At 64.4% G+C, this 25,502-nt stretch carries 23 protein-coding genes; 13 read left to right on the forward strand and 10 right to left on the reverse strand.

Translation table 11 applies throughout. The features are described 5' to 3' along the window. Positions 1 to 5: 5 nt before the first annotated feature. From ASC75_RS16690 to ASC75_RS16700, 3 genes are all read right to left on the reverse strand, one after another. A complete protein-coding gene (locus ASC75_RS16690; RefSeq protein WP_156381292.1) occupies positions 6 to 3,803 on the reverse strand; it encodes a hypothetical protein in 3,798 nt (1,265 codons plus the stop codon). Between the two features lie 690 nt (positions 3,804 to 4,493). After that, complete coding sequence (locus ASC75_RS16695; RefSeq protein WP_055977929.1) at positions 4,494 to 4,868, reverse strand: MarR family winged helix-turn-helix transcriptional regulator; 375 nt, start codon at positions 4,866 to 4,868, stop codon at positions 4,494 to 4,496. Positions 4,869 to 4,951: 83 nt separating this feature from the next. Continuing rightward, positions 4,952 to 5,161, reverse strand: a complete 210-nt coding sequence (locus tag ASC75_RS16700) for a hypothetical protein (protein ID WP_156381293.1) — start codon at positions 5,159 to 5,161, stop codon at positions 4,952 to 4,954. 532 nt (positions 5,162 to 5,693) lie between these two features. Here ASC75_RS16700 and ASC75_RS16705 point away from each other — a divergent pair. After that, positions 5,694 to 6,515 (forward strand): Lpg1974 family pore-forming outer membrane protein, encoded by an 822-nt coding sequence (locus tag ASC75_RS16705; RefSeq protein WP_156381294.1) that lies wholly within the window; start codon positions 5,694 to 5,696, stop codon positions 6,513 to 6,515. Between the two features lie 254 nt (positions 6,516 to 6,769). Further along, positions 6,770 to 7,156, forward strand: coding sequence for a hypothetical protein (locus tag ASC75_RS26120; protein ID WP_156381295.1), 387 nt, complete (start codon positions 6,770 to 6,772; stop codon positions 7,154 to 7,156). A gap of 95 nt (positions 7,157 to 7,251) precedes the next feature. On the opposite strand, the gene ASC75_RS16715 is transcribed toward ASC75_RS26120, so the two are convergent. Continuing rightward, positions 7,252 to 8,802 carry a phospholipase D family protein gene (locus tag ASC75_RS16715; protein ID WP_055977940.1) on the reverse strand — a complete coding sequence of 517 codons (1,551 nt, stop codon included), beginning with the start codon at positions 8,800 to 8,802 and terminating at the stop codon, positions 7,252 to 7,254. A gap of 241 nt (positions 8,803 to 9,043) precedes the next feature. Between ASC75_RS16715 and ASC75_RS16720 the strand changes: the two genes are divergently transcribed. Continuing rightward, complete coding sequence (locus ASC75_RS16720; RefSeq protein WP_244487872.1) at positions 9,044 to 9,811, forward strand: endonuclease/exonuclease/phosphatase family protein; 768 nt, start codon at positions 9,044 to 9,046, stop codon at positions 9,809 to 9,811. Between the two features lie 251 nt (positions 9,812 to 10,062). Here ASC75_RS16720 and ASC75_RS16725 read toward each other — a convergent pair whose 3' ends face one another. After that, entirely contained in the window at positions 10,063 to 10,836 is a 774-nt protein-coding gene (locus ASC75_RS16725) for an IclR family transcriptional regulator C-terminal domain-containing protein (protein ID WP_055977943.1), read from the reverse strand. 132 nt (positions 10,837 to 10,968) lie between these two features. On the opposite strand from ASC75_RS16725, the gene ASC75_RS16730 reads away from it, so the two are divergent. Genes ASC75_RS16730 through pcaF form a run of 3 tightly spaced genes read left to right on the forward strand, consistent with a single transcriptional unit; the run spans position 10,969 to position 13,830 of the window. Then, the gene (locus ASC75_RS16730) at positions 10,969 to 11,826 is read left to right on the forward strand and encodes a CoA-transferase (protein WP_055977944.1); all 858 of its coding nucleotides are present in this window, start codon (positions 10,969 to 10,971) and stop codon (positions 11,824 to 11,826) included. Continuing rightward, positions 11,823 to 12,632 carry a CoA-transferase subunit beta gene (locus ASC75_RS16735; RefSeq protein ID WP_055977947.1) on the forward strand — a complete coding sequence of 270 codons (810 nt, stop codon included), beginning with the start codon at positions 11,823 to 11,825 and terminating at the stop codon, positions 12,630 to 12,632. The genes ASC75_RS16730 and ASC75_RS16735 overlap by 4 nt, the downstream gene beginning before the upstream one ends. Further along, a complete protein-coding gene (pcaF, locus tag ASC75_RS16740; protein WP_055977950.1) occupies positions 12,625 to 13,830 on the forward strand; it encodes a 3-oxoadipyl-CoA thiolase in 1,206 nt (401 codons plus the stop codon). The genes ASC75_RS16735 and pcaF overlap by 8 nt, the downstream gene beginning before the upstream one ends. A gap of 55 nt (positions 13,831 to 13,885) precedes the next feature. Here the strand turns inward: pcaF and ASC75_RS16745 are convergent, their stop codons facing one another. Then, entirely contained in the window at positions 13,886 to 14,737 is an 852-nt protein-coding gene (locus tag ASC75_RS16745) for a sulfite exporter TauE/SafE family protein (protein WP_055977954.1), read from the reverse strand. A gap of 274 nt (positions 14,738 to 15,011) precedes the next feature. Between ASC75_RS16745 and modA the strand changes: the two genes are divergently transcribed. The 4 genes from modA (at position 15,012) to ASC75_RS16765 (ending at position 18,186) form a co-directional block, all read left to right on the forward strand. Then, complete coding sequence (modA, locus tag ASC75_RS16750) at positions 15,012 to 15,818, forward strand: molybdate ABC transporter substrate-binding protein (RefSeq protein ID WP_055978424.1); 807 nt, start codon at positions 15,012 to 15,014, stop codon at positions 15,816 to 15,818. A gap of 206 nt (positions 15,819 to 16,024) precedes the next feature. Next, entirely contained in the window at positions 16,025 to 16,720 is a 696-nt protein-coding gene (modB, locus tag ASC75_RS16755) for a molybdate ABC transporter permease subunit (RefSeq protein ID WP_055977960.1), read from the forward strand. Beyond that, on the forward strand, positions 16,717 to 17,829 hold the full coding sequence (gene modC / locus ASC75_RS16760) for a molybdenum ABC transporter ATP-binding protein (RefSeq protein WP_055977963.1): 1,113 nt from the start codon (positions 16,717 to 16,719) through the stop codon (positions 17,827 to 17,829). Before modB ends, modC begins: the two co-directional genes overlap by 4 nt. A gap of 15 nt (positions 17,830 to 17,844) precedes the next feature. Then, positions 17,845 to 18,186, forward strand: coding sequence for a winged helix-turn-helix domain-containing protein (locus ASC75_RS16765; protein WP_055977966.1), 342 nt, complete (start codon positions 17,845 to 17,847; stop codon positions 18,184 to 18,186). Here ASC75_RS16765 and proC read toward each other — a convergent pair whose 3' ends face one another. The 4 genes from proC to ASC75_RS16785 form a co-directional block, all read right to left on the reverse strand. Further along, positions 18,187 to 19,002 (reverse strand): pyrroline-5-carboxylate reductase, encoded by an 816-nt coding sequence (gene proC, locus ASC75_RS16770; RefSeq protein ID WP_055977969.1) that lies wholly within the window; start codon positions 19,000 to 19,002, stop codon positions 18,187 to 18,189. A gap of 66 nt (positions 19,003 to 19,068) precedes the next feature. Further along, positions 19,069 to 20,130 (reverse strand): metallophosphoesterase, encoded by a 1,062-nt coding sequence (locus ASC75_RS16775; RefSeq protein ID WP_348271295.1) that lies wholly within the window; start codon positions 20,128 to 20,130, stop codon positions 19,069 to 19,071. Positions 20,131 to 20,229: 99 nt separating this feature from the next. After that, the gene (locus ASC75_RS16780) at positions 20,230 to 21,537 is read right to left on the reverse strand and encodes an O-antigen ligase (RefSeq protein ID WP_055977975.1); all 1,308 of its coding nucleotides are present in this window, start codon (positions 21,535 to 21,537) and stop codon (positions 20,230 to 20,232) included. Continuing rightward, the gene (locus tag ASC75_RS16785) at positions 21,506 to 22,504 is read right to left on the reverse strand and encodes a glycosyltransferase (RefSeq protein ID WP_055977978.1); all 999 of its coding nucleotides are present in this window, start codon (positions 22,502 to 22,504) and stop codon (positions 21,506 to 21,508) included. The genes ASC75_RS16780 and ASC75_RS16785 overlap by 32 nt, the downstream gene beginning before the upstream one ends. A gap of 170 nt (positions 22,505 to 22,674) precedes the next feature. Here ASC75_RS16785 and ASC75_RS16790 point away from each other — a divergent pair, with 170 nt between their 5' ends. Genes ASC75_RS16790 through ASC75_RS16800 form a run of 3 tightly spaced genes read left to right on the forward strand, consistent with a single transcriptional unit; the run spans position 22,675 to position 25,501 of the window. Then, positions 22,675 to 23,850 carry a glycosyltransferase family 4 protein gene (locus ASC75_RS16790; protein WP_055977983.1) on the forward strand — a complete coding sequence of 392 codons (1,176 nt, stop codon included), beginning with the start codon at positions 22,675 to 22,677 and terminating at the stop codon, positions 23,848 to 23,850. A gap of 2 nt (positions 23,851 to 23,852) precedes the next feature. Then, positions 23,853 to 24,614 (forward strand): WecB/TagA/CpsF family glycosyltransferase, encoded by a 762-nt coding sequence (locus ASC75_RS16795; RefSeq protein ID WP_055977986.1) that lies wholly within the window; start codon positions 23,853 to 23,855, stop codon positions 24,612 to 24,614. Next, positions 24,611 to 25,501, forward strand: a complete 891-nt coding sequence (locus ASC75_RS16800) for a DUF6492 family protein (RefSeq protein ID WP_244487861.1) — start codon at positions 24,611 to 24,613, stop codon at positions 25,499 to 25,501. The genes ASC75_RS16795 and ASC75_RS16800 overlap by 4 nt, the downstream gene beginning before the upstream one ends. Position 25,502: the final 1 nt, after the last annotated feature.

The following is a 25,502-nucleotide window of genomic DNA, read 5'->3' on the forward strand; positions in this document are numbered from 1 at the left end:
GTCTCCTAGCGCTGTGGCTGGAGCATCTCTGAGAATGTCTTGGGAACATTCCCGTCGCGCTGCCGGCGCTTCTCCAGGCGGGCTCCGTTGGCCTCCCGTTGGCGAGCCCCGATCAGCTTCCTAAGCTCGGCATTCTGGACAACAAGGTACTGTTTGGCGGCCCTGCGGTACCTTTCGGTGATTGAGCCCAGTGCCGCAAGGCGGGTCCCTTTCACATTAGGGTCTCCGTCCGGCATATCCTGGTAAGCGGCACTTTCGATGGTCTTTCTAAGTGCCTGCTTGAGGCTTGGCTGTCCGGGAATCTGCCCAGAGAGTTCCTGGAGCACCTCATAGGCGTTGCGGCCTGCGTTCGGCCCCGTAGTGAGGATGATGTCCCGAAGGTCCAGTCCCTCGAATTCTGGGCTTGGTGAGCCAACGCCTGCCTTGCCGGTCTCCAGGATCATACGATTGTGCTCGGTCTCCACCACGTCCGCATCGTCATCGGTGAGGAGACCTATGCGGCGGAACAGAGGCTCTCCGAAGGCATCGCGACGGGCCGGGAGCGTCTCTGAGTAGCCCGGAATGTCCTTGAGGGCCATGTCTAGAACGGAGCGGGCTTCCCTGAGGTAGGGGTCGGGATTGGTACCTCGGAGGAGGCTAGAGGCCGGCACGAGATTCCCCATCGTATTCCCGAGCCACTTTGAACCACGCCTCTCGGGATCACTGAGGGCTTGGATGGCTTGGTTGGCGTTTGCCAAGAAGGTGCGGTCTCCGAAGCTCCTCGCGAGTGCATAGCCGAGGGCCGATATTGGAACTTCCATGTCGGCCTCAGGGTCTGCCTGCATGGCCTCCACGATGGACGCGACCATGGTCAGGGAAAGGCCTACCGGGTCGGCGCGGCCTAGGGGGACGTAGGTGCGGGCCCCATCCCCGTTCTGCACCACATAGCTAAAAGGTTGCCAGCCGGTAGCCGTAAGCTGCCCTCTGAGTTTCGGGTCCGCCGGTCCCGCCCCGGTGAGCTTGCCGGACAGTGCGAGGTTTGCGGCCAGCCCCATGAAGACGCTGCCAAGGGCCATCTGGCCAACCGCTTGGGCCTGTGCTTCCGGCCCTGCCGCGCCCCGTATCGCGTCAAGGTATTCCTTTTGGATGAGGTTCAAGCCGGGTGTCATCTTGACCCCGTAGCGAAGCACGTTGATTGGCGTCTTCACGAAGGGTAGCACGAGGTGAAGGATTGGGTGCCGGGAGCGGACCTGTTGAATGGTGGCCCCCAAAGTGCCGGGAAGAAGCTCCTGCTGGAAGGTTGTTACCTGGGCCTCCCGAAGTGCCCGCTCGTCCAGCGCCCTCCCTGTCGCCGGGTCTATTGCGTCCTCCAAACGCCGGGTGATGAAGGCTTCGTACTCCCGTCCAGATAGACCCCGTTGGGCCGCCTCTACTGCCGCATCGGCCTGGACCACAGCGCGATAGCGAAGCGTCTTGAAGAACTCGTCCACAGCCCCGAGGGTCCGAGTCGGGAGCCCTACTAAGTTCCGGTAGTTGACTGCATTGAGCGCATTCTCAACCATGTCGGATACCGTCTTGATTGGCTTCCACTGGATGCGCGGCAGGGTAGCGCCGAGGGAGCCACTCTGGAAAAGCTCGGTGTTGTGGGGACTGAGGAGCGAGTCTCCCCGCTTGAAGGCCTCCACCATGGCCGTCCAGCCGTCGCCCAGAGCCGCTACCGTCGCAGAGTATTCCTTGAGAGCTTGGCGGCGCATGATGTTGCCCGTCTGGGGACCCACGGCGAAGGAGCCCAAGAGCTTCTCGGTAGGTCTGCCGACGATCATCATGGCGGAGCTGGTGATGTTCGTCAGGTGCGTAGGCCACAGCCACAACAGGTTGTTGGATAGGAGAAAGGCTACCTCATCCATCACCCTGCGGCTCCAGGTCGCGTTGAGGATCATCGAGACCTTCTTGGGGTCGCCTCCTGCCCGCTCCATGATGACCGTCACCTTGTCGGGGTCCATCGTGCGGAGCTTGGCGAGGTCCTTCTTGGAGATGGCGAACTCGGAGCGGTTGCGGCGGAGTGCCCGGCCGGCATTGGACCGTATTGAGTTGGCACTTGCGAGGGTATCGAAGGCCAGCGCTAGGCGGGCCTGAAGCTCCGACTTGGCGGCCTCTGGGCTCCCCCCGAACTCCTCGAAGTTCCCGAGACGGATGCGGGCGGCGAGGTCGTTGGCATCGTTGAACATCCGGTTGCCGATCCGAAGGCCAGCCTCCATCTGGGCGACCATCTTCGAGGCGTTCTTGCCAGCGTCCGCAATGTCCCCCAGCACCATCGCCGGGTCCTCTCCGAACTGTTCCGAGAGGTCATTCACCAAGGCCCGCACTCTGGTATCCTTGAGGATCGCGCCACCCTTGGCGGCGTTGAAGCGGCCTTCGAGCACCCGCACGGCGTTGGACATGAACTCCCCGGTGCCGCCCTGGGTGTAGAGCTTCTGCCACGGGAGCTTCACCTGGGCGAACTTGTGGCCGCTGGCCCGAGCTGCTGCCACCGAGCCGTACTGGCGGATGGCCTCGGAGTCGGACCTGGAGCCGTCCAGGATGTCATTCAGCTCCTTCTCCGCGACCTCCTTGGTGCGGATGAGCTTCGGGGCCACCTTCTCGGTCGGGAGGAGCGCCTCTCCTGTCTTGGGGTTCACCGGCTGGGGAGCCGCCCCGATCTGCTCGATGACGCCCTCTTCGGGGACCATCTGGGAGGAGGCCTGTCGGGGTGTACTCTCCTCGGCTAGTCCCCTCTGGTAGGCCTCCACCTTGTCATCGGGGAACTGCCTCTCCTTGAATACGGACAGGTCCTCGGCTGTTTCGTCCAGATGGTGTGGAGGTCTTTCCGTAAAGTCCCATCCTGAGGCGTGAGGGTCGAAGTCCTCAACTGCTTGGGCATCAGGGCCTTCCTGGGAGGGAGGAGCCTGGACCGGCTCATCCTTGGCGGCAGGCTGGATGCCCACCTCGTCCACAAGGGTCACCTGGGGGCTAGTCCCGGTGACGCCCTGAGGAGCCACCACGGGTTCATCCTTGGCGAGGGGCTGGGAGCCTCCCGTGAAGTCCATCCCGAACTCGTCGGCGTTCGCTTGGCGGGCCTTTTCGAGCTTGGCGATCTCCCTCGTGGCCGCCTCGGTGTCCCCCGAACGGAGGAACTTGATGACCCTGATGGCACCCAATAGGGCAAAGTCCGCCCCGATGCCTTCCAGGGCGTTCTTGAAGCGGCCCTCGGCGGCGCTGTCGGTCGGGTCTGAGGACAGGTACTCGGTGACTGGGTTCTGGAGGTCCGGGAAGCTCTCGATCAGGTCCGACAGGCGGGCCTCATGAGGGTCCAGCACCACGGCACCAGCAAGGGCACCACGAGCCGTCTCGTAGGCCGCCACGCCGCCCCTCACGGACTTGACCTTCTGGAGGGCCTTCACGGGGGCCATCAGCTTGCCGGCCCCAATGAGGCCAGTGATGATATGAGTGGTTCCCATCGTGAGGGAGTTGGCGACACTCTCGTTGGAGAGGTCCCGGCCGAGCTGCTCGACGCCACGCCTCAGGTCTGACTTGTCGGCCTCGGCGGGCTCCCCAAGGAAGAAGTCCTTGGTCTCGATGCCCGCCTTGGCGATGCCCACCCCCGCCGACTTCCAGAGGTCCGCGCCCTTCTGGATGATGCCCTTCTCGGCGCGGCGTTCGGTGCCGGCCCGTTGGGAACTTGCGGCCAGCTCGGCGTCTGCTGCGGCGATGGCTCTACGGAGCCTCTCTTCGTCGTTCTGAGGGGCGGCCTGTGTCCCCTGAATAGGCGTATTCAAATCTTCCAACTGAGTATCCTCTCTGCTGGTGAAGGTCTGGACGTGCCTCGTCGTTGCCGAGAGGCGGCATTCCAGATTGGTGAATTGGGATTGGTCGCGCCCGGTCACATATGCGGGCGGATTACTCACTGGTCTCGTGAGTGGGTTTGCGTCCGTTCTTATCCTCGTGCGACTTCGCTCTTGCTGCGCACTCCGACACGGTTGCGGGTCGGGCCATGGTGTCCCACTCCGCCACGCTAGCGGCAGGGATGCCATGGACACATGTTTTCACTCTGTCAAAGAGCCCGAGGCATGGCCCGTCAGCCACGTCGCTCGCGCCCGCAAAGCGGGCAAACATTGAGGGTTTGGGAAGGGTTTGGTGGTCCGCCCGTTCATCGGGTGCGGGGCATACGGTGCTTTGACCGTCCGTCTCTTTCACCTGCCCTATGTGGGGCAATTAAAAGTTCCAGCCGAAGCCAGATCGACGCTGCACATCTACGATGTAAGCGAGCATTCGTCAACTGATATATTGAAAATTGCAAGATAAATTGGATTTATCCTCTCAGACGCTTCCGGAATCCCATAAATTTCCTTCAGGATACCTTGAGGTTACTTAAGACCTCCACCAAAAAGGTACCTCAAAGAGAACTTCACGGCTCCCCCACTTCACCCGCCCATTGGAGTGATACGGGATCAGGAGGAGAACCGTGTGGGGACTGGTCATCCCCTTTGCGAGCACCCATGGGCCAAGATGGCCTCCACCTGGGCCATCAGGGCATGGCCTCGTTGCGTCAAGGCGAAGGTCTTCTTGCGCCGGTTGTCCAGGTTCTCAGAGGTGCGCACGAGGTCCAGGCCGACGATGGTGCCCCTCAGCCCATATCCGAGGTATCTGGTGTGCTGAGAGACAGTGGAAGGAGGAACGTCCAGGCGCTCCGCTAGGTCCTCAAGCGTCCAGGGGGACGAGGCGTTATCCTCGCTGCCCCATAGGGCTACTCCGAGGAGCGTCCGCAGCATACCCAATGGCATATCTCTGGCCTCGGCAATGACGGTTTGATTAGCCTGAAAGTAGGCGTGGATAATGGGATTATGGTTCATTCTGAATACCTGATGGATGTGGACTGCGGCGGTGAAATGAGGAGAGGGAGGGCAAAGCCTCGCTCCACCCCTGCGACCTTGCGCTAGTCTTCCAGAGCTGCTGCCCGATCTTCCTCCAGTTCCTTGAGCCAGTAGGAGACATCTTCGCCTTTCGCCCAGGCTTCCAGGAACCTGAAAGCAACGCTGGGAACACTGAATGCATCCCTCGCGAACCTCACGGCAGTCAGCTTGTCGGCCAGTTCCTCAAGGGTCGGGATAGGTGGCAGGTCGGGGGACGAGAAATCGGTGGTCATTGATTCGGACTCCATAGGTTGAAACCTGTTGCGGTTAACTGCTATGGTTTTCGAATAGTCGGCCTTGAAAAGCTCAATGTTTTCAACGCTTGGGCTGCTCTTTGAGGAACTTCAATCCTCTCTGGCAGCACCATTCTTCCCCAGATTTCGAAAAGTCGGGCCCTTCAAGGTATCGAGGCGACGCGCTTGCGCGTGCCGAGGTTATGGTCCAGTTGCCCTGCGGTGAGCCTGAAGTCGAGCCATCGCTGGCCGCCCACGACCCAAGCCCGCCAAGGATCGGCTTCGCGAAAGCTAAAGCCCAGGCTTCATTGCCTGGCCGGTGGAATGCGCTTGATGACGGGTTGGCTGTCACCAGCCGCTTCACGCGGAGACAGTCGCTTGCAGGAAGCGGAACCGTCGCAGGCACGCCACGTGACATGCTGTCGCGAAGGTGAGCCGCAGGCGTGGATACAGTGAAAACAATCGCTGCCTGGCTATTGTTCGAATCCATGAGGGCGTGATACTGCGCAGTCTCTAATTTAGTTGGTTTGGCATGAAAAAAGTACTTTTTGCGTTTTCTTCGTTCGTCATTGCGACAACAGCTGCTTCCGCCGCTGATATACAGGCAATTGATGAGGCGATGCCGGTTTCAGCTTGGTTCGGCTATGTCGAAGGGGCGTATGCGTTCCGCACCAGCAGCCACAATCGGCAGTACGACAGCGCCGATTCTTTTGAAGCGAGAACAGGAGGAGGTGGCTCCGGCGCTGCAAGGCTGGGCTACCGTCTTGCCGACAGTTGGGATGTGGCCGCCGGTTTCCGCTATCTTGAGCAGTCCACCGGCAGGCGCAACGATGATCGGTTCGACTGGCAGTTCACCGGCGGTCGGTACTGGAACCTCAACGTCGAGGCTGGCTATCGTGCGCAGCACGATGATTGGTCGCTTCGCCCATTCGCTGGCCTGCGCTATCAGACCTACAGTGCGGATTTCACCGACAACGTCTCGCCATTCTATTACGCCTCATCCAGGTCCTGGGGCATCGGACCGAGGATAGGTTTTGACGTTTCCAGGCCAGTAGCCGAGCAGTTGAGCTTCTTTGCATCCGCCGATGCCTCGGTCCTGTTCGGCAAGATCAAGGCTGAGAAGAATTACTCCGGTTACGCGGAGTTCTCCGAGAGCCGCACCTTCGCCACTGTCGGCGCGAAAGCCGGCCTCGCCTGGGAATTCGCGCCTGGCGTCGAGCTGGGTGCCGGATATCAGCTCGAATACCTGTCGGCCGTCGGCTACAAGACGTTTCAGGATGTGTCTCTTGAACCAAGCGGGCGCGCCAGCCAGTTGATTCATGGCCCGTTCATGCGGCTGTCGCTGAACTACTGAGTTTGTCAGCGACGTCCCGGTCGCAGGAGAATCACTGAACGGTCCGCTCTGCTTGGGAGGCGGTGTTGAGCCAGAGCTCGCGACGGCTGCCTTCGCCAGGATGCCGAGCGCCGATCAGTTGGGTATGTGCACACCTAAATCGCGCAGTAAGATCGTTAGCTGGACCAACGAGCCGAAAGTAATCAACTACGAGATATACATGCGCCACGGTTCAAGGTGAAGTATATTGGTTGGAGATCTTAGGCGAGGGGCGGATGGAAAAGTATCTGGTGCCGGTGCGGAGCATTTGGAAATGTCGGACGAGATATGTGGCAATAATGATCTCAGCCATTGCGCTTGCGGGCTGCGAGACAACTCTTCCTACCGAAATGAGCCACACCGAAGCAAAACAATTTGCCCAGCAGATCTATCAGCGTTGTCTGGATCAAGGTGTGGACCCGCGCGCCGCTGAAATGGACGTTTGTACGAAACACGAAGCTTACCGCGAGATAGACAAGCGGCTCAGCAACCGCGCTACCATGCGTGAGATAGGCAGTGGTCTTCAGGTTGCGGCTGATAATTACAACCGCGCTAACCAGCAACGACCTGTTACCTGCTCGAGCACTGCGGTAGGTCATACAGTACGGACCACCTGTTTCTAATGCTGCCAAGGCGGATGCTGCTCAGATTAGCTAGAGGCGCTCGGTGTCATATGCTGTTCTCCCAAAGACTCTGATTGTCTGGGTATCCGCGCCTCTCACAGCTGTGATTCGATCGGCAGGTAGCTGATCACCTTGGCCACCAGGCGGCGCCGCAGGCTGGCCTGCGGTTCGTGCTTGAGCTCGCGCGGGCCGTTGGCGGTGTGGTCGGTCCAGCTCAGCCGGTCGCCGTGCAGCGACAGCCTGAAGCTGCTGCGCGGCGAAATCTGCGCTTCGATGGCGGCCTCGACCTCGCCGGCCAGTTCCTTCTGCCTGAACAGCACGCCCATCTCTGTGTTGAGCGAGGCCGAGCGCGGGTCGAAATTGAACGAGCCGACGAAGCCTGCCTCTCCGTCGGCGATGAAGGCCTTGGTGTGCAGGCTGGCGCCCTTGGAGCCGAACAGCGACATGTCGGTGCGCTCGTCGTCCGGCTTGAGTTCGTAGATGTCGATGCCGCTGTCGAGCAGCGGCTTGCGGTAGCGGACATAGGCGCCGTGGACCGCGGCGACGTCGGTGGCGGCCAGCGAATTGGTCAGCACGGTGACCGCGACCCCGTTCCTGGCAAGCGTCGTCAATTCTTGCGTCCCGGCTTCGCCGGGGATGAAATAGGGCGAGACGATGCGCAGTTCCCGCTTCGCCGATCTCAGCACCGGCCGGATCGCCGTCATCAGCCAGTTGTCCTGGCCCGCGCCCATCGCCTTTTCCGGCGGGTCCGAAGCGACGGCGGCCTCGCTGGTCCAGCGCAGCCTGCCCATGCCCGAGGACGACCATTCCCCGCTCTCCTGCGCGACCCGGTGGATGTAGGGCTCGGCAAGGCCGGTCGTGGCGGTGCGCTCGAGGCGCGCCCTGAGCGCCGGCAGGTCGCCCTTGGCCATGCCGGTGACGTGGCGGATCGGCAGCACCGCCTCGCTGTTCCAGAAACGGTCGAAGATCGTTTCGGTCTGCCCGACCACGATGCCGGCAAGCAACAGGTCCATGTCGCGGAAATTGGCGTCTTCGGAAGCGTCGAAATAGGCGTCGCCGATGTTGCGGCCGCCGACGATGGCCAGCCTGCCGTCGGCGATCCATGCCTTGTTGTGCATGCGCCGCGTCGTGCGCACCGCGCGCAGCACCAGTTCCAGCCCGCGCTGCAGGCCGAAGGCCCGCGCCCAGCTTGGATTGAACAGCCTGACCTCGATGTTGGGATGGCTGTCGAGCGCGATGTAGTTGGGATCGTAGCCCTTGGCGTTGATGTCGTCGAGGATCAGCCGCACGCGCACCCCGCGGTCTGCGGCGCCGAGGATTTCGCGGGCCAGCAGTCCGCCGGTCAGGTCGTCCTTCCAGTAGTAATATTGAAGGTCGAGGCTGCGCTGCGCGTGGCGCGCCGTATAGGCGCGGACGGCGAAGGCATGGAGGTTGGACGACAGCAGCGCCAGCCCGCTCTGGCCGGGATGATTGGCCAGCAGCGGCGCCACCAACGCGTCGAACTGGGTTGCGCTTTCGGCCGTCGGCAGCGCCTGTGACGGCGTGCCTCGTGCCCGCTTGGCGAAACGGCCGAAGGCATAGACCGCAAGCAGCGATGCGATGACCAGGATCCCGGCCACGGCGACAATGATGGCGATGAGTTTCATGCGTGTTGCGGTCCGCCGGCTGGGATTGGAACCATGGCCTCGCGACAGCATTTCGGTGGAGAGCCATCGTGACGCATGTGGAAAATCTCGAACACCTCAACCATATGGGTTACAGTTGGCAACGACGCCTGCCGCAACTGAACACGAATTTCCCAGAGATTCCAGACGAGTGATGGCTAGCACACAAGGCTTGGAAACGACCGACAAGACAGGTGCCGGGCACGCGTTGCCGGCTCAACATCTGCAGAATGCCGTTTCGACCGCGGGCGCCGGCGCCCACAGCGAAATCGTCGTTGCCTCCTACAACGTCCACAAATGCGTCGGGCTGGATCGTCGTTTCGACCCGCAGCGGACGATGGCGGTGATTTCCGAGATCGGCGCCGATGTCATTGCGCTCCAGGAAGCCGACCAGCGTTTCGGCGACCGTGCAGGCTTGCTCGACCTCGAAGCGGTCGAGCGCGAGACCGGCCTGGTGCCCGTTCCGCTCGCCGGCCGGCGCAAGAGCCATGGCTGGCACGGCAATGTCGTGCTGTTTCGCAAGGGTTCGGTCAGTTCGGCGCGCCAACTCGTGCTGCCGGGAGCCGAGCCGCGCGGCGCCGTCATCGTCGATCTCGAACTCGATGCCGGACCGCTGCGCGTCATCGCTGCGCATTTCGGCCTGCTGCGCCATTCGCGCAAGCTCCAGGCCGGCACGCTGTTGACTGCCGCCGAACTGCACAGCGACAAACCCACCGTGCTCGTCGGCGACCTCAACGAATGGCGCCTGGGCAAGCGCTCGTCGCTGCGCAGCCTGGAACCGGCCTTCGGGCCGATGCATGCCATCGTTCCGAGCTTTCCCTCGCGCTTCCCGGTGCTGGCGCTCGATCGCGTCATGGCGAGGCCGCACAATCTGCTCACCGAGATCGAGGCGCACGACACGGCGTTGGCGCGCGTCGCCTCCGATCACCTGCCGATCCGGGCGGTGATCCGGCTGAACGCCATGCGCAACGGGCTGGCGGCGGCCGCCTGAAGCTCCTGCTGCGCAACCGCTTGAAAGGCTGAGCATCGTTGAGACGCGGATCGGCTGCCGCCGATTTGCGCGGCCTGTCCACCAAGTGGCGGGCACGGCTGATCATCGACAACTGCGCCCATCCCGACGACCGCCCGGCGCTGGCCGAATATTACCAGCGCGCGCTCAGGGTTCCTGCGGCCTGCAGTCGCCGTCGCTGCTCAACGAGGCGCTGTCCTGGCACCAGCGTTAACGGGTCGATGAGGGCCTGATCACTGCACGACGAAGAAGTCGCTGATTCTTGCTGCCATCTCGCGGAGCAGCGGCAGGATCTCGGCCTCCATCTCGGCCGGCGTGTGACGCGTCGACTGCGTCGAGATGTTGATCGCGGCGACGATCGCGCCGGATCGGTCGCGCAGCGGGACGGCAATCGAGCGCAGCCCGATCTCCAGTTCCTCGTCGACGATGGCATGGCCGTCCGTTCGCACCTTGCCGACGATCTCGGCCAGCTTTGCCCTGTCGGTCACGGTCTTCGGCGTCCGCTGGACGATCGCCGCACGGGCGAGAAAGGCCTCAAGCTCGGCTTCCGTCAGTCCGGACAGCAGCACGCGGCCCATGGCGGTGCAGAAGGCGGGCAGACGCGCCCCGACCTGCAGATCGACGCCGATGATCCGGGGACCCGGCACGCGCGCGACATAGACCATGTCTTCGCCCGACAGGGTCGCCGCCGAACATGATTCATGCAGCTTCGCCGCCGTCTCCTTCATGAAGGGCTCGGCGAACGTCCACAGCGGCACGCCGTGCAGCCAGATGCGCGCCTGCGTCAGCAGCCGCGGCGACAGCGAAAAGTTCCGGCCCGATTGCACCGCATAGCCCGTCGCCACCAGCGTCAGCAGGAAACGCCGGGCGCCGGCACGAGTGAGGCCGGCCTTTTCGGCCGTTTCGGTCAGCGTCAGCCCGGCCGCATTGGCGGCCAGGATCTCCATCACCGACAACCCGCGCTCCAGCGAGGTCACGTGGTCGCGGGCGGTATCCTCGTCGCGCATGGCGGCCTTTCTCCGAAAATCCGGATGCGGCGGAGCAGGTCATTGACTCCGGTACGATATTGCCTCAGAAATGTATCGCATAGAAAACAAATGTTCGCAATACGAACTTTTGACAACCCGGGACGAAACGCGATGACCAAATTTCTCCCCCTGTCGAAGGCGGTCGCCGACAATCTCAACAACGGCGACACCGTGGCCTTCGAAGGGTTCACGCATCTCATTCCCACCGCGGCCGCGCATGAGGCGATCCGCCAGGGCTTCAAGGACCTGACGCTGGTCCGCATGACGCCGGATCTGATCTACGACCAGATGATCGGCATGGGCATGGCCAGGAAGGCGATTTTCTCCTATGCCGGCAATCCCGGCGTCGGCCTGCTGCGCCGCCTGCGCGATGCGGTCGAGAACGGTTTTCCGCACGCATTGGAGATCGAGGAGCACAGCCACGCCGCCATGGCCAATGCCTATGAGGCGGGTGCGGCCGGCCTGCCTTGCGCCATCTTCCGCGGCTATCGCGGCGCCGAACTCGCCCGGGTCAACCCGAACATCAAGTCGGTCACCTGCCCGTTCACCGGCGAGGTTCTGGCTGCCGTTCCGTCGGTTCGTCCCGACGTTACTTTCATCCACGCCCAGAAGGCCAACAAGCGCGGCGACGTGCTGGTCGAGGGCATCATCGGCATCCAGAAGGAGGCAGCCCTGGCCGCCAGGCGCGCCGTGGTCACCGTAGAGGAGGTGGTCGACAATTTCGACGACCTGCACCCCAACCTGACCGTGCTGCCCAACTGGTCGGTCACCGCCATCTCGGTCGTGCCGGGCGGCGCGCACCCGTCCTATGCCCATGGCTACTACATCCGCGACAACGCGTCTTATCTCGAATGGGACGAGATCGCCGCCGACCGCGACCGCTTCCGCGAATGGATGCAGAAGAACGTCATCGAAAAGACCGCCGACGATTTCTCGGCCCGCGTCGAACACCTGAGGAACGTGGCATGAGCGAGCTCGGCTTCACCCCCAATGAAATGATGACGATTGCCGCTTCGCGCGCGCTCAAGGGCGACGACGTCTGTTTCGTCGGCATCGGAGCACCGTCGGCCGCCTGCAACGTCGCGCGCCTGACCCACGCACCCGAAATCACCCTGATCTATGAATCCGGCACCATCGGCACCGCGCCCGACGTGCTGCCGCTGTCGATCGGCGACGGCGAACTCTGCGACACCGCTATCACCACCGTCTCGGTGCCGGAGATGTTCCGCTACTGGCTCCAGGGTGGACGCATCTCCATCGGCTTCCTCGGCGCCGCCCAGCTCGACAAGTTCGGCAACATCAACACCACCGTCATCGGCGACTACGCGCACCCCAAGACCCGCCTGCCGGGCGGCGGCGGCGCGCCGGAGATCGCGACCTCGTCGCAGGAGATCTACATCACCATGGCGCAGTCCAAGCGCGGCATGGTCGACAAGATCGATTTCTACACCTCCTTCGGCCATGGCGACGGTGGCGACCACCGCCAGCGCCTCGGCATCGATACCAAGGGTCCGACGCTCCTCATCACCGACCTTGCGATCTGGAAGCCCGATCCGGCCACCAAGGAATTTACCGTCGTTTCGCTGCATCCCGGCGTCACCCGCGAAAAGGTCCAGGAGACCTGCGGCTGGACGGTGAAGTTCGCCGACAAGCTGGAGGAAACGCCTGAACCGACGCAGTTGGAATTGCAGACGCTGCGTGATCTAAAGGCGCGCACCGACGCCGCCCACAAGGGCGAGGCAGTTTCCGCCAAGAGAGGATCCAAGGATGGCTGAGGCCTATATCTGCGATTACATTCGCACCCCGATCGGCCGCTTTGGCGGCGCGCTGTCGTCAGTCCGTGCCGACGATCTCGGCGCGGTGCCGCTCAGGGCTCTGATGGAGCGCAATGCCTCCGTCGACTGGGCCGCCGTCGATGACGTGATCTTCGGCTGCGCCAACCAGGCCGGCGAGGACAACCGCAACGTCGCCCGCATGTCGCTGCTCCTGGCCGGCCTGCCGGTCGAGGTGCCGGGCACGACCATCAACCGCCTCTGCGGCTCGGGCATGGACGCCCTGCTTTACGCCGCGCGTTCGATCAAGGCCGGCGAGGCCGAATTGATGATTGCCGGCGGCGTCGAAAGCATGAGCCGCGCCCCCTTCGTCATGCCCAAGGCCGACTCGGCCTTCTCCCGCCATGCCGAGATCCACGACACCACCATCGGTTGGCGCTTCGTCAATCCAGTGATGAAGAAGCAGTATGGCGTCGATTCCATGCCCGAGACCGGCGAGAACGTCGCAGAGGACTTCTCGGTCAGCCGCGCCGACCAGGACGCCTTTGCCGTGCGCAGCCAGAACAAGGCCGTCGCCGCGCAGGAAAACGGACGTCTCGGCAAGGAGATCGTTCCGGTCACCATCCCGCAGCGCAAGGGCGATGCCATCGTTGTCGCCAAGGACGAGCATCCGCGCGCCGGAACCACCATCGAGACGCTGGCCAAGCTGCCGACGCCGTTCCGCCAGGGTGGCACGGTGACCGCGGGCAACGCCTCCGGCGTCAATGATGGCGCGGCAGCGCTCATCGTCGCCTCGGAAGCGGCGGTGAAGAAATACGGCCTGACGCCGATCGCCCGCGTTCTGGGCGGCGCGGCGGCGGGCGTCGCCCCCCGCATCATGGGCATCGGCCCGGCGCCGGCGACCAAGAAGCTATGCGCCCGTCTCGGCATCCGCCCGGCCGATTTCGACGTCATCGAACTCAACGAAGCCTTTGCCTCCCAAGGCATCGCCGTGCTGCGCGAGCTTGGCATCGCCGAGGACGCCGGGCACGTGAACCCGAATGGCGGGGCCATCGCACTGGGCCATCCGCTGGGCATGTCGGGCGCCCGCATCGCCGGTACCGCGGCGCTGGAGCTCGGCCTGCGCGGTGGCAAGCTGGCGCTTGCCACCATGTGCATCGGTGTCGGTCAGGGCATCGCGGTCGCGCTCGAGCGCGCCTGATCCTTGTCCGCTCCGATCATGCAAACGCCCGGCATTGCCGGGCGTTTTGGTTTGGTCAGCCGATCAGGCTGATCAGGAAGCGCAGGCTGATCAGGAGCAGGAAGATACCGAAGGCGACTTCGAGCTTGCGCTTCGACAATGCGTGCGCCAGGCGGGCGCCCATGGGCGCGGTCAGCACGCTGGTCGGCACGAACAGGATCAGGCCGACAAGCGAGACATAGCCGAGCGACAGCGGAAACTGCAGCGCGGCCACGTCGGGATACTCCGCCGCGCGCGGCCAGCCGGCATAGATGTAGCCCAGCGCGCCGGGGATCGAGATCAGCACGCCGAGGCCGGACGACGTTGCCACCGCCTGGTGGATCGGCCGGCCGTAGAAGGTCATGAACAGGTTCGAAAGCTGCCCGCCGCCGATGCCCATCAGGCTCGACAGCACGCCGATCAGCCAGCCATAGGCGTTCATGATGAGCTTGCCGGGCATGTCGAGGCCGAGGCGCCACGAATCCTTGCCGAACAGCAGCCGTATCGCCGAAATGCCGGCGACGACGACGAACACCAGCTTGAACAGGTCCGGCGAGGCATAGCGGGCGATCACGCTGCCCATCAGCACGCCGAGCACCACGGGCACTGCCCACTGCTTCAGGATCGTCATGTCGACCGCGCCCTTGGCCCGATGTGCGCCAAACGAGCGGATCGAGGTCGGGATGATGATCGCAAGCGAGGTGCCGACGCAGAGCGGCATGCGCACCTCTTCCGGCACGCCGACCATGCGGAACAGCTCGTACAGCACCGGCACGATGACCGCACCGCCGCCGACGCCGAAGACCCCGGCAAGCAGGCCCGTGACGGCGCCCGCGCCCAACAGGGCGGCGCCAAGCCAGATGACTTCGAACATGGTGATGCCGGACATTTCGGGGAACTCGTGTTGGCGTGGCTGAACGGACAGGGTGTCGCCGGACACAAGGTGCCACGTCTGCATGCCCCAAGGTGAGAACGACACATATGGCATGAACCGGCGAGCCAGTCTCCCCCTACTGCAAGGTCAACCGGGCAACCTTCGAGAATGCTGCAACAGTTTTGCTGAAAACCACCCGGATGGGTGGTTGTGCCGAGAGTGCTATATACGTATGAATATAACGAATCCGCGGCCGGGCTGCGGCGTGCCAATCAGGGAGAGAATGACGATGTTCACGCGTAGGGGATTTGGTTTGCGGCTTGTCGCAGCTGCGGGCGGCCTGGCAGCCTTGCTGTCGCTCGGCCTGCCTTCGGCGCGTGCCGATGGCGACGTGGTCGTGTTCGCTGCCGCCAGCCTCAAGAACGCGCTCGACGCCGTCGATGCCGCCTGGAAGGCCGAGAGCGGCAAGTCGGCGACCGTGTCCTATGCCGCCAGCTCGGCGCTCGCCAAGCAGATCGAGGAAGGCGCTCCCGCCGACGTGTTCATATCCGCCGACCTCGACTGGATGAAGTACCTCGCAGACAAGAAGCTCATCAAGGACGGCTCGGACGTCAGGCTGCTGGGCAACCGCATCGTGCTGGTTGCGCCCAAGGATTCGGCCGCCAAGACCGACATCGCTGCGAATTTCGACCTTGCCGCGCTGCTTGGTGACGGTCGTCTTGCCATGGGCGACGTCAAGGCTGTGCCCGCCGGCAAATACGGCAAGGCCGCGCTCGAGAAGCTCGGCGTCTGGTCGTCGGTCGAGGGCAAGATCGCCCAGGCCGAGAACGTGCGCGCCGCCCTCAAGCTTGTATCGACGGGCGAAGCCCCGCTCGGCATCGTCTACCAGACCGACGCCGCGGCAGAGCCGGGCGTGAAGGTCGTCGGCGTGTTCCCGGAAGAGACGCATCCTCCCATCGTCTATCCGGTTGGCGTGACGGCGGACTCGAAGAACGCGGACGCGGCGGCGTACGTGAAATATCTTCAGTCCGCCAAGGCCGGGGAACTGTTCGAGGCCCAGGGCTTCACCATGCTCGCGCCGGTGGCGTCCAACTAGAGCAATTCCAGGAAAAGTGTGCAGCGGTTTTCCGTCCGGAATTGCGCAAGAACAAGAGCATAGAGCGTTTTCGCGTTTCGAAGAAAAGCGGAAACACTCTAGGGAGTGGTTTACCGCTTCTCGGCTAGGCTATCGCCACAAGGCAACATCCGTCCCATCCCGCACGGCGGGGTGGGACGGGCTTTTTGAGGGAATGCGACCTGGAAATGCTGGACCTCACTCCGGACGAATGGAATGCGGTCCGCCTGTCGATCAAGGTCGGCCTGTGGGCGATGGCCGCCAGCCTGCCTTTCGGCATCGCCATTGCCCTGCTGCTGGCGCGCGGAAAATTCTGGGGCAAGTCGCTGCTCAACGGCATCGTCCATCTGCCGCTGATCCTGCCGCCTGTCGTCACCGGCTACCTGCTGCTCCTGAGCTTCGGTCGCCGTGGCCCCATCGGCTCGTTCCTCGACGAATATTTCGGCATCGTCTTCTCGTTCCGCTGGACCGGTGCCGCCCTTGCCTGCGCCGTCATGGGCTTCCCCCTGATGGTGCGCGCCATCCGGCTGTCCATCGAGGCGGTCGACCGGCGGCTCGAAGCCGCTGCCGGAACGCTCGGCGCAAGCCCGATGTGGGTCTTCCTCACGGTGACGCTGCCCTTGATCCTGCCCGGCATCGTCGCCGGCATGATCCTGTCCTTTGCCAAGGCGATGGGCGAGTTCGGCGCCACCATCACCTTCGTCTCGAACATTCCCGGCGAAACCCAGACGCTGCCGTCGGCGATCTACACCTTCACGCAGGTGCCGGGCGGCGATGCCGGGGCGATGCGGCTGACGCTGATCTCCATCGCCATCTCGATGGCAGCACTTGTGGTGTCCGAGATGTTTGCCCGCCGCATCGGCCAGCGCATGGATGTCGAATGACGCTCTCCGTCGCCATCCGCCACCGCCTCGGCGCGCTCGACCTCGAAGCCGGCTTCGAAAGTGCCGGTCATCTGACGGCACTGTTCGGACCGTCGGGCTCGGGCAAGACCTCGCTCATCAACATCATCGCCGGGCTGATCCGTCCCGAGACCGGCCGCATCGTCATCGGCGGCCGGACCCTGGTCGACACGGCAAGCCGCCTTTTCGTTCCCGCCCATCGCCGCCGCGTCGGTTTCGTCTTCCAGGACGCCCGGCTGTTCCCGCATCTGACGGTGCGCTCCAATTTGCACTATGGCCGCTGGTTCACGCCGCAAGGCGAGCGCTACGCCGAATTTGGCCGCGTGGTCGAGATGCTCGGCATCGGCCACCTGCTCGATCGCCGTCCGGCCCTGCTGTCGGGCGGCGAAAAGCAGCGTGTCGCCATTGGCCGCGCGCTGCTGGCGAGCCCTCGGCTTTTGCTCATGGACGAGCCGCTGGCTTCGCTCGACGATGCCCGCAAGTCCGAGATCATGCCCTATCTCGAACGTTTGCGCGACGAGACCAAAATCCCGATCGTCTATGTCAGCCACTCGATCGCCGAAGTTGCCCGCCTCGCCACCGATGTCGTTGTGATGGCCGACGGCAAGGTCGCCGCCGCCGGCCCGACGACCGAGATCATGCAAAGGCTCGACCTGTTGCAGCCGGAGGAGGTGGGCGAGGGCGGTGCCGTGCTCGACATGAAGGTGCTGCGCCACGATGAAAGCTTCGGCATGACCGTGCTCGGCGCCGCCGCCGGCGAAATGCGCGTGCCGCGCGTCGCGCTTGCCGAGGGCGCTGGCGTGCGCGTCCGGGTCCGCGCGCGCGACGTCATGATCGCGACCGAACGGCCTCACGGCCTCAGTGCGCTCAACATCCTGCCGGCGCGCATTGCCGAGATCGGCGCGGTCAACGGCGCGCAGGTCGATCTTCGCCTCGACTGCAAGGGCGACATCCTGGTCTCGCGCATCACGCGTCAGTCGCTCGAAACGCTTGAACTGGCCATCGGGCGCGAAGTGTTCGCGGTCATCAAGACCGTTGCCTTCGACCGTGCCAATCTATCTCCGGGGGCGCCGCCTGTGCTAACCAGCTAAGGACTGGAGTAGCCGATGCCGTCCCTGACCTTGCGCCTCTACCTCGACCCGAAGGGCCGCCTCGGCCCTGGCAAGATCGAACTTCTCGAACAGATTGCCGCCACCGGCTCGATCTCGGCGGCCGCGCGGGCCATGGAGATGTCCTACAAGCGTGCCTGGGACCTGGTCGAGGAGATGAAGGAGATGTTCGGCAAGCCGCTGGTCGCTGCCAAGACCGGCGGCAAGCATGGCGGCGGCGCCGAACTCACGCCTGTCGGCGAAGATGTCATCCGCCAGTTCCGCGACATGGAGCGCGCTGTCAACGAGGCGGCAGCGCCCCACATCCGGGCGCTGCAGGCCGAGGCCGAAACCCGATAGCTACTTGCCGAGCTCGATGGAGCGCAGCCGCGCCGCCTCGACGGCGCCGGTGAGCAGGTTCTTCAGGCGGTCTTCGCCCATCAGCACGTCGAGCGCCGCTGCCGTCGTACCGTTCGGGCTGGTGACCTGGCGGCGCAGCACGGCCGGGTCCTCGCGGCTTTCGGCGGCGAGGCTGGCTGCGCCATAGACAGTCTGCATCGCCAAAAGCGACGCCGTCTTCGGCGGCAGCCCGGCATTCTCGGCGGCAGCCGTCAGGCACTCGATGAAGTGGAAGATGTAGGCCGGTCCCGAGCCGGAGACGGCGGTCACCGCGTCCATCAGGCCCTCGTCGGCGATGGTGGCGACTTCGCCGCTGGACGACAGCAGGTCGCCGACGAAGTCCCTGGCCCTGTCGGTAACATGGTCGTTGCAATACAGCACCATCATGCCCTTGCCGATGGCGGCGGGCGTGTTGGGCATGCAGCGCGCGATTGGGGTCTGTGCGCCGAGGATTTCGCTGAAGGTGGCCACCGAGGTGCCCGCGGCGACGCTGACGAACGTCGCCCGGCCATTGCCGAAGCGGCGGTAGCCGGAGGTCACCTCGCGAATGACCTGCGGCTTGACCGCGATGACCACGACTTCGGGGTCGGCGTCTGCCGGGATGCCGCCGACTTCCGAGGCGACGCGGCTGCCGAGTTCGGCGGCGCGGGCGCGCAATTCGGCATTGGGTTCGACGACGAACGTCTCCGCGGGCCTGAGCTTGCCCGATTTCAGCCAGCCGGTGAGCATGGCGTAGCCCATGTTGCCGCAGCCGGCGAGGATCAGTCTGATGGTCATTCAAAGCCCTCCGAACATCCTGACATAGACCGTCTCGCGGCCATGCGGAAGGGCGGAAACGCCACTTCAGCGTGTGTCGTCCAGCCTCTTGCTGAAGGCGTTGGTGAAGGTGACGCTGCCGTGCGCCCCGGCCTCGGCCAGCGCGACGTCCATGAAGCCGTTGGTGACCCGGACCACGGCAAAGCCGCCCATGTAGCCGGCCTTGGGCTTGAACAGGTCGAGCCCGTCGCGCCTGTAGACCATCGGCGTCTCGTGCTGGTGGCCGTGGAAGACGCCGATCACGTTCGCGCCGCCGATGGCGGCCAGCAGGTCGCGCCGGTCGCCATCGCTCCACCAGTGCGGCTTGCCGCTCCCGGCGTCGTCGAACTGGCGGGCGCTCGGGTCCCATCTCTCGATCGAGAACGGATCCCAGCCATAGTGCTGGAACAGGATCACCGGCCTGCCGTCGCCGGCAAAGGTCTTGAGATCCCGCTTCAGCCAGCCGAGGGCGCTCGGGGCATCCTTGGCCGTGTCGCCGGCGAACCTGTGTGTCTGCACGAGATGCAGCCCGCCCCAGTCCCAGGAATAGCAGTCGGACGGCGCGTCATAGTTGGTGGCCGGCACCGGCGGCTTGAAGAACACGCTCGGGCGGTGGTTGATCTCGACATAGTCGCGCAGCTCGCGCCGGTACCAGTCGACCTGCGGCGGCGGCCCGTCCTGATCCAGGTCGTGATTTCCGAGCCCGACATAGACCGGCACATGCACCCGGTCGGGGCCGCTGCCTTCCTGGTAGCGGTGGCTGAACTGCAGCAATTGGGTGCCTTCATGGGGTTGGGTCACCTGGCCGCCGCCATCGTCGGTCATGTCGCCGCCGACGACCAGGCCGAGCGGCCGGCCGATGCGCTGGCCGGCGCCTGCAAGGCCCGATTTCGCGCCGCCGATCTCGCTCGGCCAGTTCAACTCGCTCACCTTGTTCAGGGCAGCGATGTGTCGGCGCAGATTTTCGTCCGTCTTGCCTTCGGCCTGGCAGTTGGGGCTGAGCCCGCTTGCCATGCGGCAGGCATGGATGTCGGCGGCAAACAGCAATGTCGCGTCGGTCTTCGGCCAGGTGGCACCGCGCGCCGGCAAGCTCCGCAGCATGGGCAACATGGCCGCTCCGAGCGACCCGGCGAGCAACTGGCGTCTGGAAACGGCGGTGGCCATGGCGCGAGAATGTCGCGCCCGCCGGCCGGGATCAAGGGCCCAGGATCACGCCTTGCGGATCACGACGCGCGACACCAGCCGCAACCCCAGCACGCCGAAGACGAAGAACAGCCAGACCGGGTCGGCGCGGCGAAAGAAGAAGCTCTCCAGGAAGGCATTCAGCGCGGTGAACAGCACGACCATCATGAACATGTCGCCCAGGAAGACATTTTCCTTGGTCAGCGGAATGCGCATGTAGTCGCGCAAGGGGGCGATCAGGAAAGCGTAGATCGCCGTGACCAGCGCCGGGATGCCCATCAGCACGGCGAGGTCGAGATAGCCGTTGTGGCCGTGCACGATGGCACGGATGTCCCAGTCCTGGTCGAAGGCGCGCTCGCTCTCGGTCAGCAGCGGCGTGCCCCAGAAGCTTTCGTAGCCGTAGCCGAACCAGGGGTGCCGGGCCAGCATCTCGCCGGCATAGGCCCACAGGGTGGTGCGGCCGGTATAGGTGAGGTCGGGGACGAAATAGGCGGCAAGGTCCTTCAGCGGATCGATGAAGACGATGCCCAGCGTGGCGAGCGCCGTGCCGATGATCGCCGTTGCAAACAGCACCGTTGCGCCCAGTCGCATGCCGATCAGGCCCGGCAGGATGACGACCATGATCGACAGCGGCACCAGGCCGGCCGTGGTCTTGGAACCGGTATGGACCATGAAGAACATGGCGGCGGCGAACAGGATGGCGCCTGACCGGTGCCAGCCGCGCCGGAACAGATAGATGCCGGCGAAGCTGTAGCAGGCCATGACCGGGGCGGCGATGTTCTTGTGCGAGAACGCGCCACGCCACAGCCCGGCATGCTGCGGCTCGACGCCGTCGGCGCCGTGGATCGCCACGCTCGGGTTGAGCGCCACGCCGGCGTAGCAGAGCCCGACGACGACGAGTCCCGAGACAGCGAGCACCGTCGAATAGGCATCGCCGTCGCGCGGCAGCGCCAGCACGGTCGCCATGGCCAGGATGCCGATCAGGGTAAACGACGCGGCACGGAAGGCAGAACCTGGATCGGTGGCCGTCAGCACCGAAATCATGAAGAAGCAGAGCAGGATCGCCCAGGGCAGGCTTGCCAGCGCGCGCAGCCGGTCAGGAGCGGCCAAGGTCAGCAGCGCAAGGATCGAAACTCCGCCCAGCGAGCCGAAGCCGAGCTGGTTGACGATGTCGCCGCCGCCGGCGACATCGGCGCCCGCCGGCTGGAATGGGCGGAACGACACGATCACCACGGTCAGCAGCACCGTCGCGATCGCCGTGGCGACGCCCGAACTGGTGAACGCCGCCGACAGCGGCGCCGCCTCAGTTCTTTTCAGGCTGCCGATATTGCTCATTGGCATAACCGAAATCGGCGAGCACGCGGCCCAGCGCCACATGGATCGGGTAGGCGGCGACCGAAGGCGAGCCGGTCCAGATCAACCGCAGCAGCGCGCGCAAAGGCGAGAAGATCAGCAGTGTCAGGCTCTTCAGGAACACCCGTGTATTGGCCAGCGGCGCCCCGGAATACCGCTTCTTGGCGACCAGCGTCGAGATGACGCCGTTGCGCAGGCCGCGTGCCCGGATCCAGTCGGCCTCGACGCGCCGCGCCGGCACGTTCTCGAACAGCTTGGCTTCGGCGCACCAGGCGAGCCTGAAGCCCCGCCGGGCGGCCCGGCTGAGGAAATCCGAATCGCCGCCGCCCATGAAGTTGAAGCGCAGATCGAGGAAGGGCGGTCCCATCGCCAGCAGCACGCTTCGGGTGAGCAGCAGGTTGCCCGATGAAAACAGCGCCCGCACCGGGCCTGTGATGGAGTAGGGCGGTGCAAACACCGGATGCGTCGCCCAGGCCTGGTGAGCCGGGTCGGCAAACACCGGGAGCTGCGGCCCCCCCACGATGTCGGCGTCGAGACGCAGTTGCGTGCTGCACATTGTTTCCAGCCACAAGGGATCGGCCAGTTCGTCGTCGTCGATCACCAGGAGCTGGGTGAAATTCGGAAACTGCAGAAGTGCCGTGTGCCAGCCGGCATTGTAGGCGCTGCAATTGCCGCGCTCATGGGCGATGATCACCATCCCGGCCATCTTGCCGCTCTCGAACAGGGGCAGCGCCGCGTTCAGGCCCTCGCGACCCTCGTCGTCGTTTTCCATGACGATGACCGCAAAGCGGCGTGCCGTCTTTTGCCTGGCGAGCGAATCGAGCGTTGCCAGCAATTGCTGTGGCCGGCGGAAGGTCGGCAGCGTCACCACCACGTCCACGGCGTCATTGGCCAGCGCAGGCGATTGGCCGGCGATGGTCACGGACTTGAGTGGTGGCAGGACGGTCATGGAAAAACGCCGGTTCTTGTGATGCCCTTGCCTAGCATCGGCACGATAACGGTCAGTTAAATAATGGCGCTCCGGAGGCTGTGCGCCAGTGGCGTTTGCAGGACAACGACCAGATTGCTTAATGAAGACTTCACCGCAGCCTGCTAGCCGTGGGACAGGAATCTGTTGTGATGCATGTGCTGTTTGCCACATCTATCGTACCCGATGGAGCGCTTTCCTCGGGTTACGAGATCGCCAACCAGGCGATCATCGACGCGCTGCGCCGCAACGGCGTGCGCGTGACCGTGCTCGGCTTCGGCTGGCCGGGCAAGGCGCCATCCGACCCGGAAAACACCATCCTGCTCGGTTCGCTTGACGTGCGCACCGATACCGCGCCCTTGCCGCGCAAGCTTGCATGGCTGGCCAGTGCCGTTGCCTCCGGCCTGACATTCGCTTCGGCCAAGCTGCGCGTGATCCCCGAGGAAAGGGTGCGCGAGGCGATCGCGGCCGCCGGGCCGTTCGATGGCTACATCCTCAATTCGGTTCAAATGGCGGCTGCGTTCGAAGACGCCTTTCGCGACAAGCCCTCGATCTTCGTCGCCCACAATGTCGAGTTCCGATCCGCGACGGAAAATTCGCAGGCCGCCCGGGGCGCCTTCCAGCGCATCCTGTTCCGCCGAGAGGCGAGGCTGCTCGAGGTCATCGAGAAGCGACTGTGCCGCAATGCGCGTTTCGTCTTCACGCTGGCCGAGGAGGACCGCGCCGAACTCGGCGTCGCCTCCGAAACACGCTCGGTGGCGCTCCCGCTGGTCACCCGTTCCGATCTGCCGCCTGCGACCGGCACGCGCCGGATCGAGTGCGACGCGGGGCTTATCGGCACCTGGACCTGGGAGCCAAACCGCATCGGCCTCGACTGGTTCCTGGGCAAGGTGGTGCCGCATCTGCGTGCCGATTTCCGCATTCACATCGCCGGCAGCGTCCCGGCTGGCGTGTCTTCGCCGCATCCGGGCGTCAGCTTCGTCGGTCGCGTGCCCGATGCCCAGGCCTTCGTCCGGAGTGCCGCTGTCATCCCGCTGGTCAGCACTTCCGGCAGCGGCGTCCAGCTCAAGACCATCGAGACCTTCGAACTCGGCCTGCCGTCGGTGGCGACGGCGCATTCGCTGCGCGGCATCGCCCACAAGCCTCGGAACTGCATCATGACCGATGACCCCGCCGCCTTCGCCAGGGCGCTCCAACAAACTGTCGATCAAGCCGTGGCCGACGTCGACGGCAGCGATTTCCATCGTCGGCAGATCGCGGCCCTCGATCGTGCTGTAGCGCTCGGGCTCGCCACGCTTGGCGCCGGCACGCGCGAGGTTGCCGCTTGAGCATGACAATCTCCAAACCGGTTGCAACGTTCCGGCGCATCCTGGGCATCCGCGTCGCCAGCCTGCGGCGAGATGAGGCCGTCTCGCTGTTGTCCGGGTTCATCCGGGAAAAGACCTTTACCAAGGTCGGATTCCTCAATGCCCACAACGCCAATGTTGCCTGTTCCGACAAGGAATTTGCCGCAGCACTCGACGACTTTCTGGTCCTGGCCGATGGCATCGGCGTCGACATCGCAGCACGCTGGCTCTACGGCGCGCCGTTTCCGGCCAACCTCAATGGCACCGATTTCGTGCCTGCCTTGCTCGTGGCGGCCGACAAGCCGCTGACGGTGGCGCTGCTCGGTGCATCGCGCGAGAACGCCGAACGGGCCGCTGCGCGCCTCAGCGAGATCGCGCCGCAGCACCGGTTTGTCGTCATCCACGACGGATTTTTCACCGCCCAGGAAGAGCCTGCGATCATCGCCTCCCTGGCGGCGTTGAGGCCCGACATATTGCTCGTCGCCATGGGCGTGCCGCGCCAGGAATTCTGGATCGCCCGCAACTTGCGGCCGGAGCATTGCACAGTGCCGATCGCCGTCGGCGCTCTGCTTGATTTCCTCAGCGGGTCGGTGCCGCGCGCGCCGGCGTGGATGCGCCGGCTACGCCTCGAATGGCTGTTCCGGCTGGTCATCGAGCCCGGGCGGCTGTGGCGGCGCTACATCGTCGGCAATCCGCTTTTCCTGCTTCGCGTGCTGCGTCAGAAACTGGCCGGGGATTGCTCTTGAACGCAAGCGGCACGCCTGTTGTCGCCGACGCGGCGCTGGTGACGGCCAGCTACGCTGCCGATTTCGAGCGTTGCCGCCTGTTGTGCGAGACGGTCGACCGCCATGTCACCGGTGCGTCGCACCACTACCTGCTGGTCGAACACCGCGACGTGGCGCTGTTCCGCCAGTTGGAAAGTCGCCGCCGCACCGTCATCGACGAGCGCGAGCTGCTGCCGTCCTGGCTGCGGGACTTTCCCGATCCGACGAGCCTGTTCAAGCGCCGCATCTGGCTCAGCCTCAAGGCGCCGCCATTGCGTGGCTGGCATGTGCAGCAACTGCGCCGCATCGCCATCGCGGAGCGGATCGAGCAGCCGGCGCTCGTCTACGTCGATTCCGACGTCGCCTTCCTCAGGCCGTTCGACTGTGCCCGCTTCTGGCGCGACGACAAGGTGCGCCTGTTCCGTCGCGACGACGCATTGCTTCGCCCCGGCCATGAAAACCACCATGTCTGGTCGCGCAACGCCGCCGCCGTGCTCGGGCTCGAGGCGCCTGAAATCTCATCGCACGACTACATCTCGACCCTGATCGCCTGGCGCCGTTCGAGCGTGCGAGACATGCTTGCCCGTATCGAACAGGTCAGCGGCCGGCATTGGGTCGAGGCGGTGTCGGCGCGGCGCCGATTTTCCGAATGCATGATCTACGGCCGTTTCGTTGACGAAATCGCCGGCGGCGCCGGACATTTCCACGGTTCCGAGGAATTCTGCCGCGTCCACTGGACCGGCACTCCGCTGTCGGATGCCCAGTTCGAGGCCTTCGTTGCCGAGATGTCGCCCGAGCAGGTGGCGATCGGCATGCAGTCCTTCATCGGCACCGATCTCGGCCGGATCAGGAAGCTGGTCGGCGCCTGAT

Origin of the sequence: Aminobacter sp. DSM 101952, from assembly GCF_001424795.1 — a bacterium.
GTDB lineage: Bacteria > Pseudomonadota > Alphaproteobacteria > Rhizobiales > Rhizobiaceae > Aminobacter > Aminobacter aganoensis.

What these genes read in the sequence shown, in the direction of transcription:
- modC (WP_055977963.1), top strand. Translation starts at nt 16,717, where the DNA reads ATGACGCTCTCCGTCGCCATCCGCCACCGCCTCGGCGCGCTCGACCTC.
- ASC75_RS16790 (WP_055977983.1), top strand. Translation starts at nt 22,675, where the DNA reads ATGCATGTGCTGTTTGCCACATCTATCGTACCCGATGGAGCGCTTTCC.
- ASC75_RS26120 (WP_156381295.1), top strand. Translation starts at nt 6,770, where the DNA reads ATGGAAAAGTATCTGGTGCCGGTGCGGAGCATTTGGAAATGTCGGACG.
- ASC75_RS16775 (WP_348271295.1), bottom strand. Translation starts at nt 20,130, where the DNA reads ATGTTGCCCATGCTGCGGAGCTTGCCGGCGCGCGGTGCCACCTGGCCG.
- ASC75_RS16785 (WP_055977978.1), bottom strand. Translation starts at nt 22,504, where the DNA reads ATGACCGTCCTGCCACCACTCAAGTCCGTGACCATCGCCGGCCAATCG.
- ASC75_RS16765 (WP_055977966.1), top strand. Translation starts at nt 17,845, where the DNA reads ATGCCGTCCCTGACCTTGCGCCTCTACCTCGACCCGAAGGGCCGCCTC.
- ASC75_RS16700 (WP_156381293.1), bottom strand. Translation starts at nt 5,161, where the DNA reads ATGACCACCGATTTCTCGTCCCCCGACCTGCCACCTATCCCGACCCTT.
- modA (WP_055978424.1), top strand. Translation starts at nt 15,012, where the DNA reads ATGTTCACGCGTAGGGGATTTGGTTTGCGGCTTGTCGCAGCTGCGGGC.
- proC (WP_055977969.1), bottom strand. Translation starts at nt 19,002, where the DNA reads ATGACCATCAGACTGATCCTCGCCGGCTGCGGCAACATGGGCTACGCC.
- modB (WP_055977960.1), top strand. Translation starts at nt 16,025, where the DNA reads ATGCTGGACCTCACTCCGGACGAATGGAATGCGGTCCGCCTGTCGATC.
- ASC75_RS16705 (WP_156381294.1), top strand. Translation starts at nt 5,694, where the DNA reads ATGAAAAAAGTACTTTTTGCGTTTTCTTCGTTCGTCATTGCGACAACA.
- ASC75_RS16795 (WP_055977986.1), top strand. Translation starts at nt 23,853, where the DNA reads ATGACAATCTCCAAACCGGTTGCAACGTTCCGGCGCATCCTGGGCATC.
- ASC75_RS16715 (WP_055977940.1), bottom strand. Translation starts at nt 8,802, where the DNA reads ATGAAACTCATCGCCATCATTGTCGCCGTGGCCGGGATCCTGGTCATC.
- ASC75_RS16730 (WP_055977944.1), top strand. Translation starts at nt 10,969, where the DNA reads ATGACCAAATTTCTCCCCCTGTCGAAGGCGGTCGCCGACAATCTCAAC.
- ASC75_RS16735 (WP_055977947.1), top strand. Translation starts at nt 11,823, where the DNA reads ATGAGCGAGCTCGGCTTCACCCCCAATGAAATGATGACGATTGCCGCT.
- pcaF (WP_055977950.1), top strand. Translation starts at nt 12,625, where the DNA reads ATGGCTGAGGCCTATATCTGCGATTACATTCGCACCCCGATCGGCCGC.
- ASC75_RS16725 (WP_055977943.1), bottom strand. Translation starts at nt 10,836, where the DNA reads ATGCGCGACGAGGATACCGCCCGCGACCACGTGACCTCGCTGGAGCGC.
- ASC75_RS16745 (WP_055977954.1), bottom strand. Translation starts at nt 14,737, where the DNA reads ATGTCCGGCATCACCATGTTCGAAGTCATCTGGCTTGGCGCCGCCCTG.
- ASC75_RS16780 (WP_055977975.1), bottom strand. Translation starts at nt 21,537, where the DNA reads ATGAGCAATATCGGCAGCCTGAAAAGAACTGAGGCGGCGCCGCTGTCG.
- ASC75_RS16695 (WP_055977929.1), bottom strand. Translation starts at nt 4,868, where the DNA reads ATGAACCATAATCCCATTATCCACGCCTACTTTCAGGCTAATCAAACC.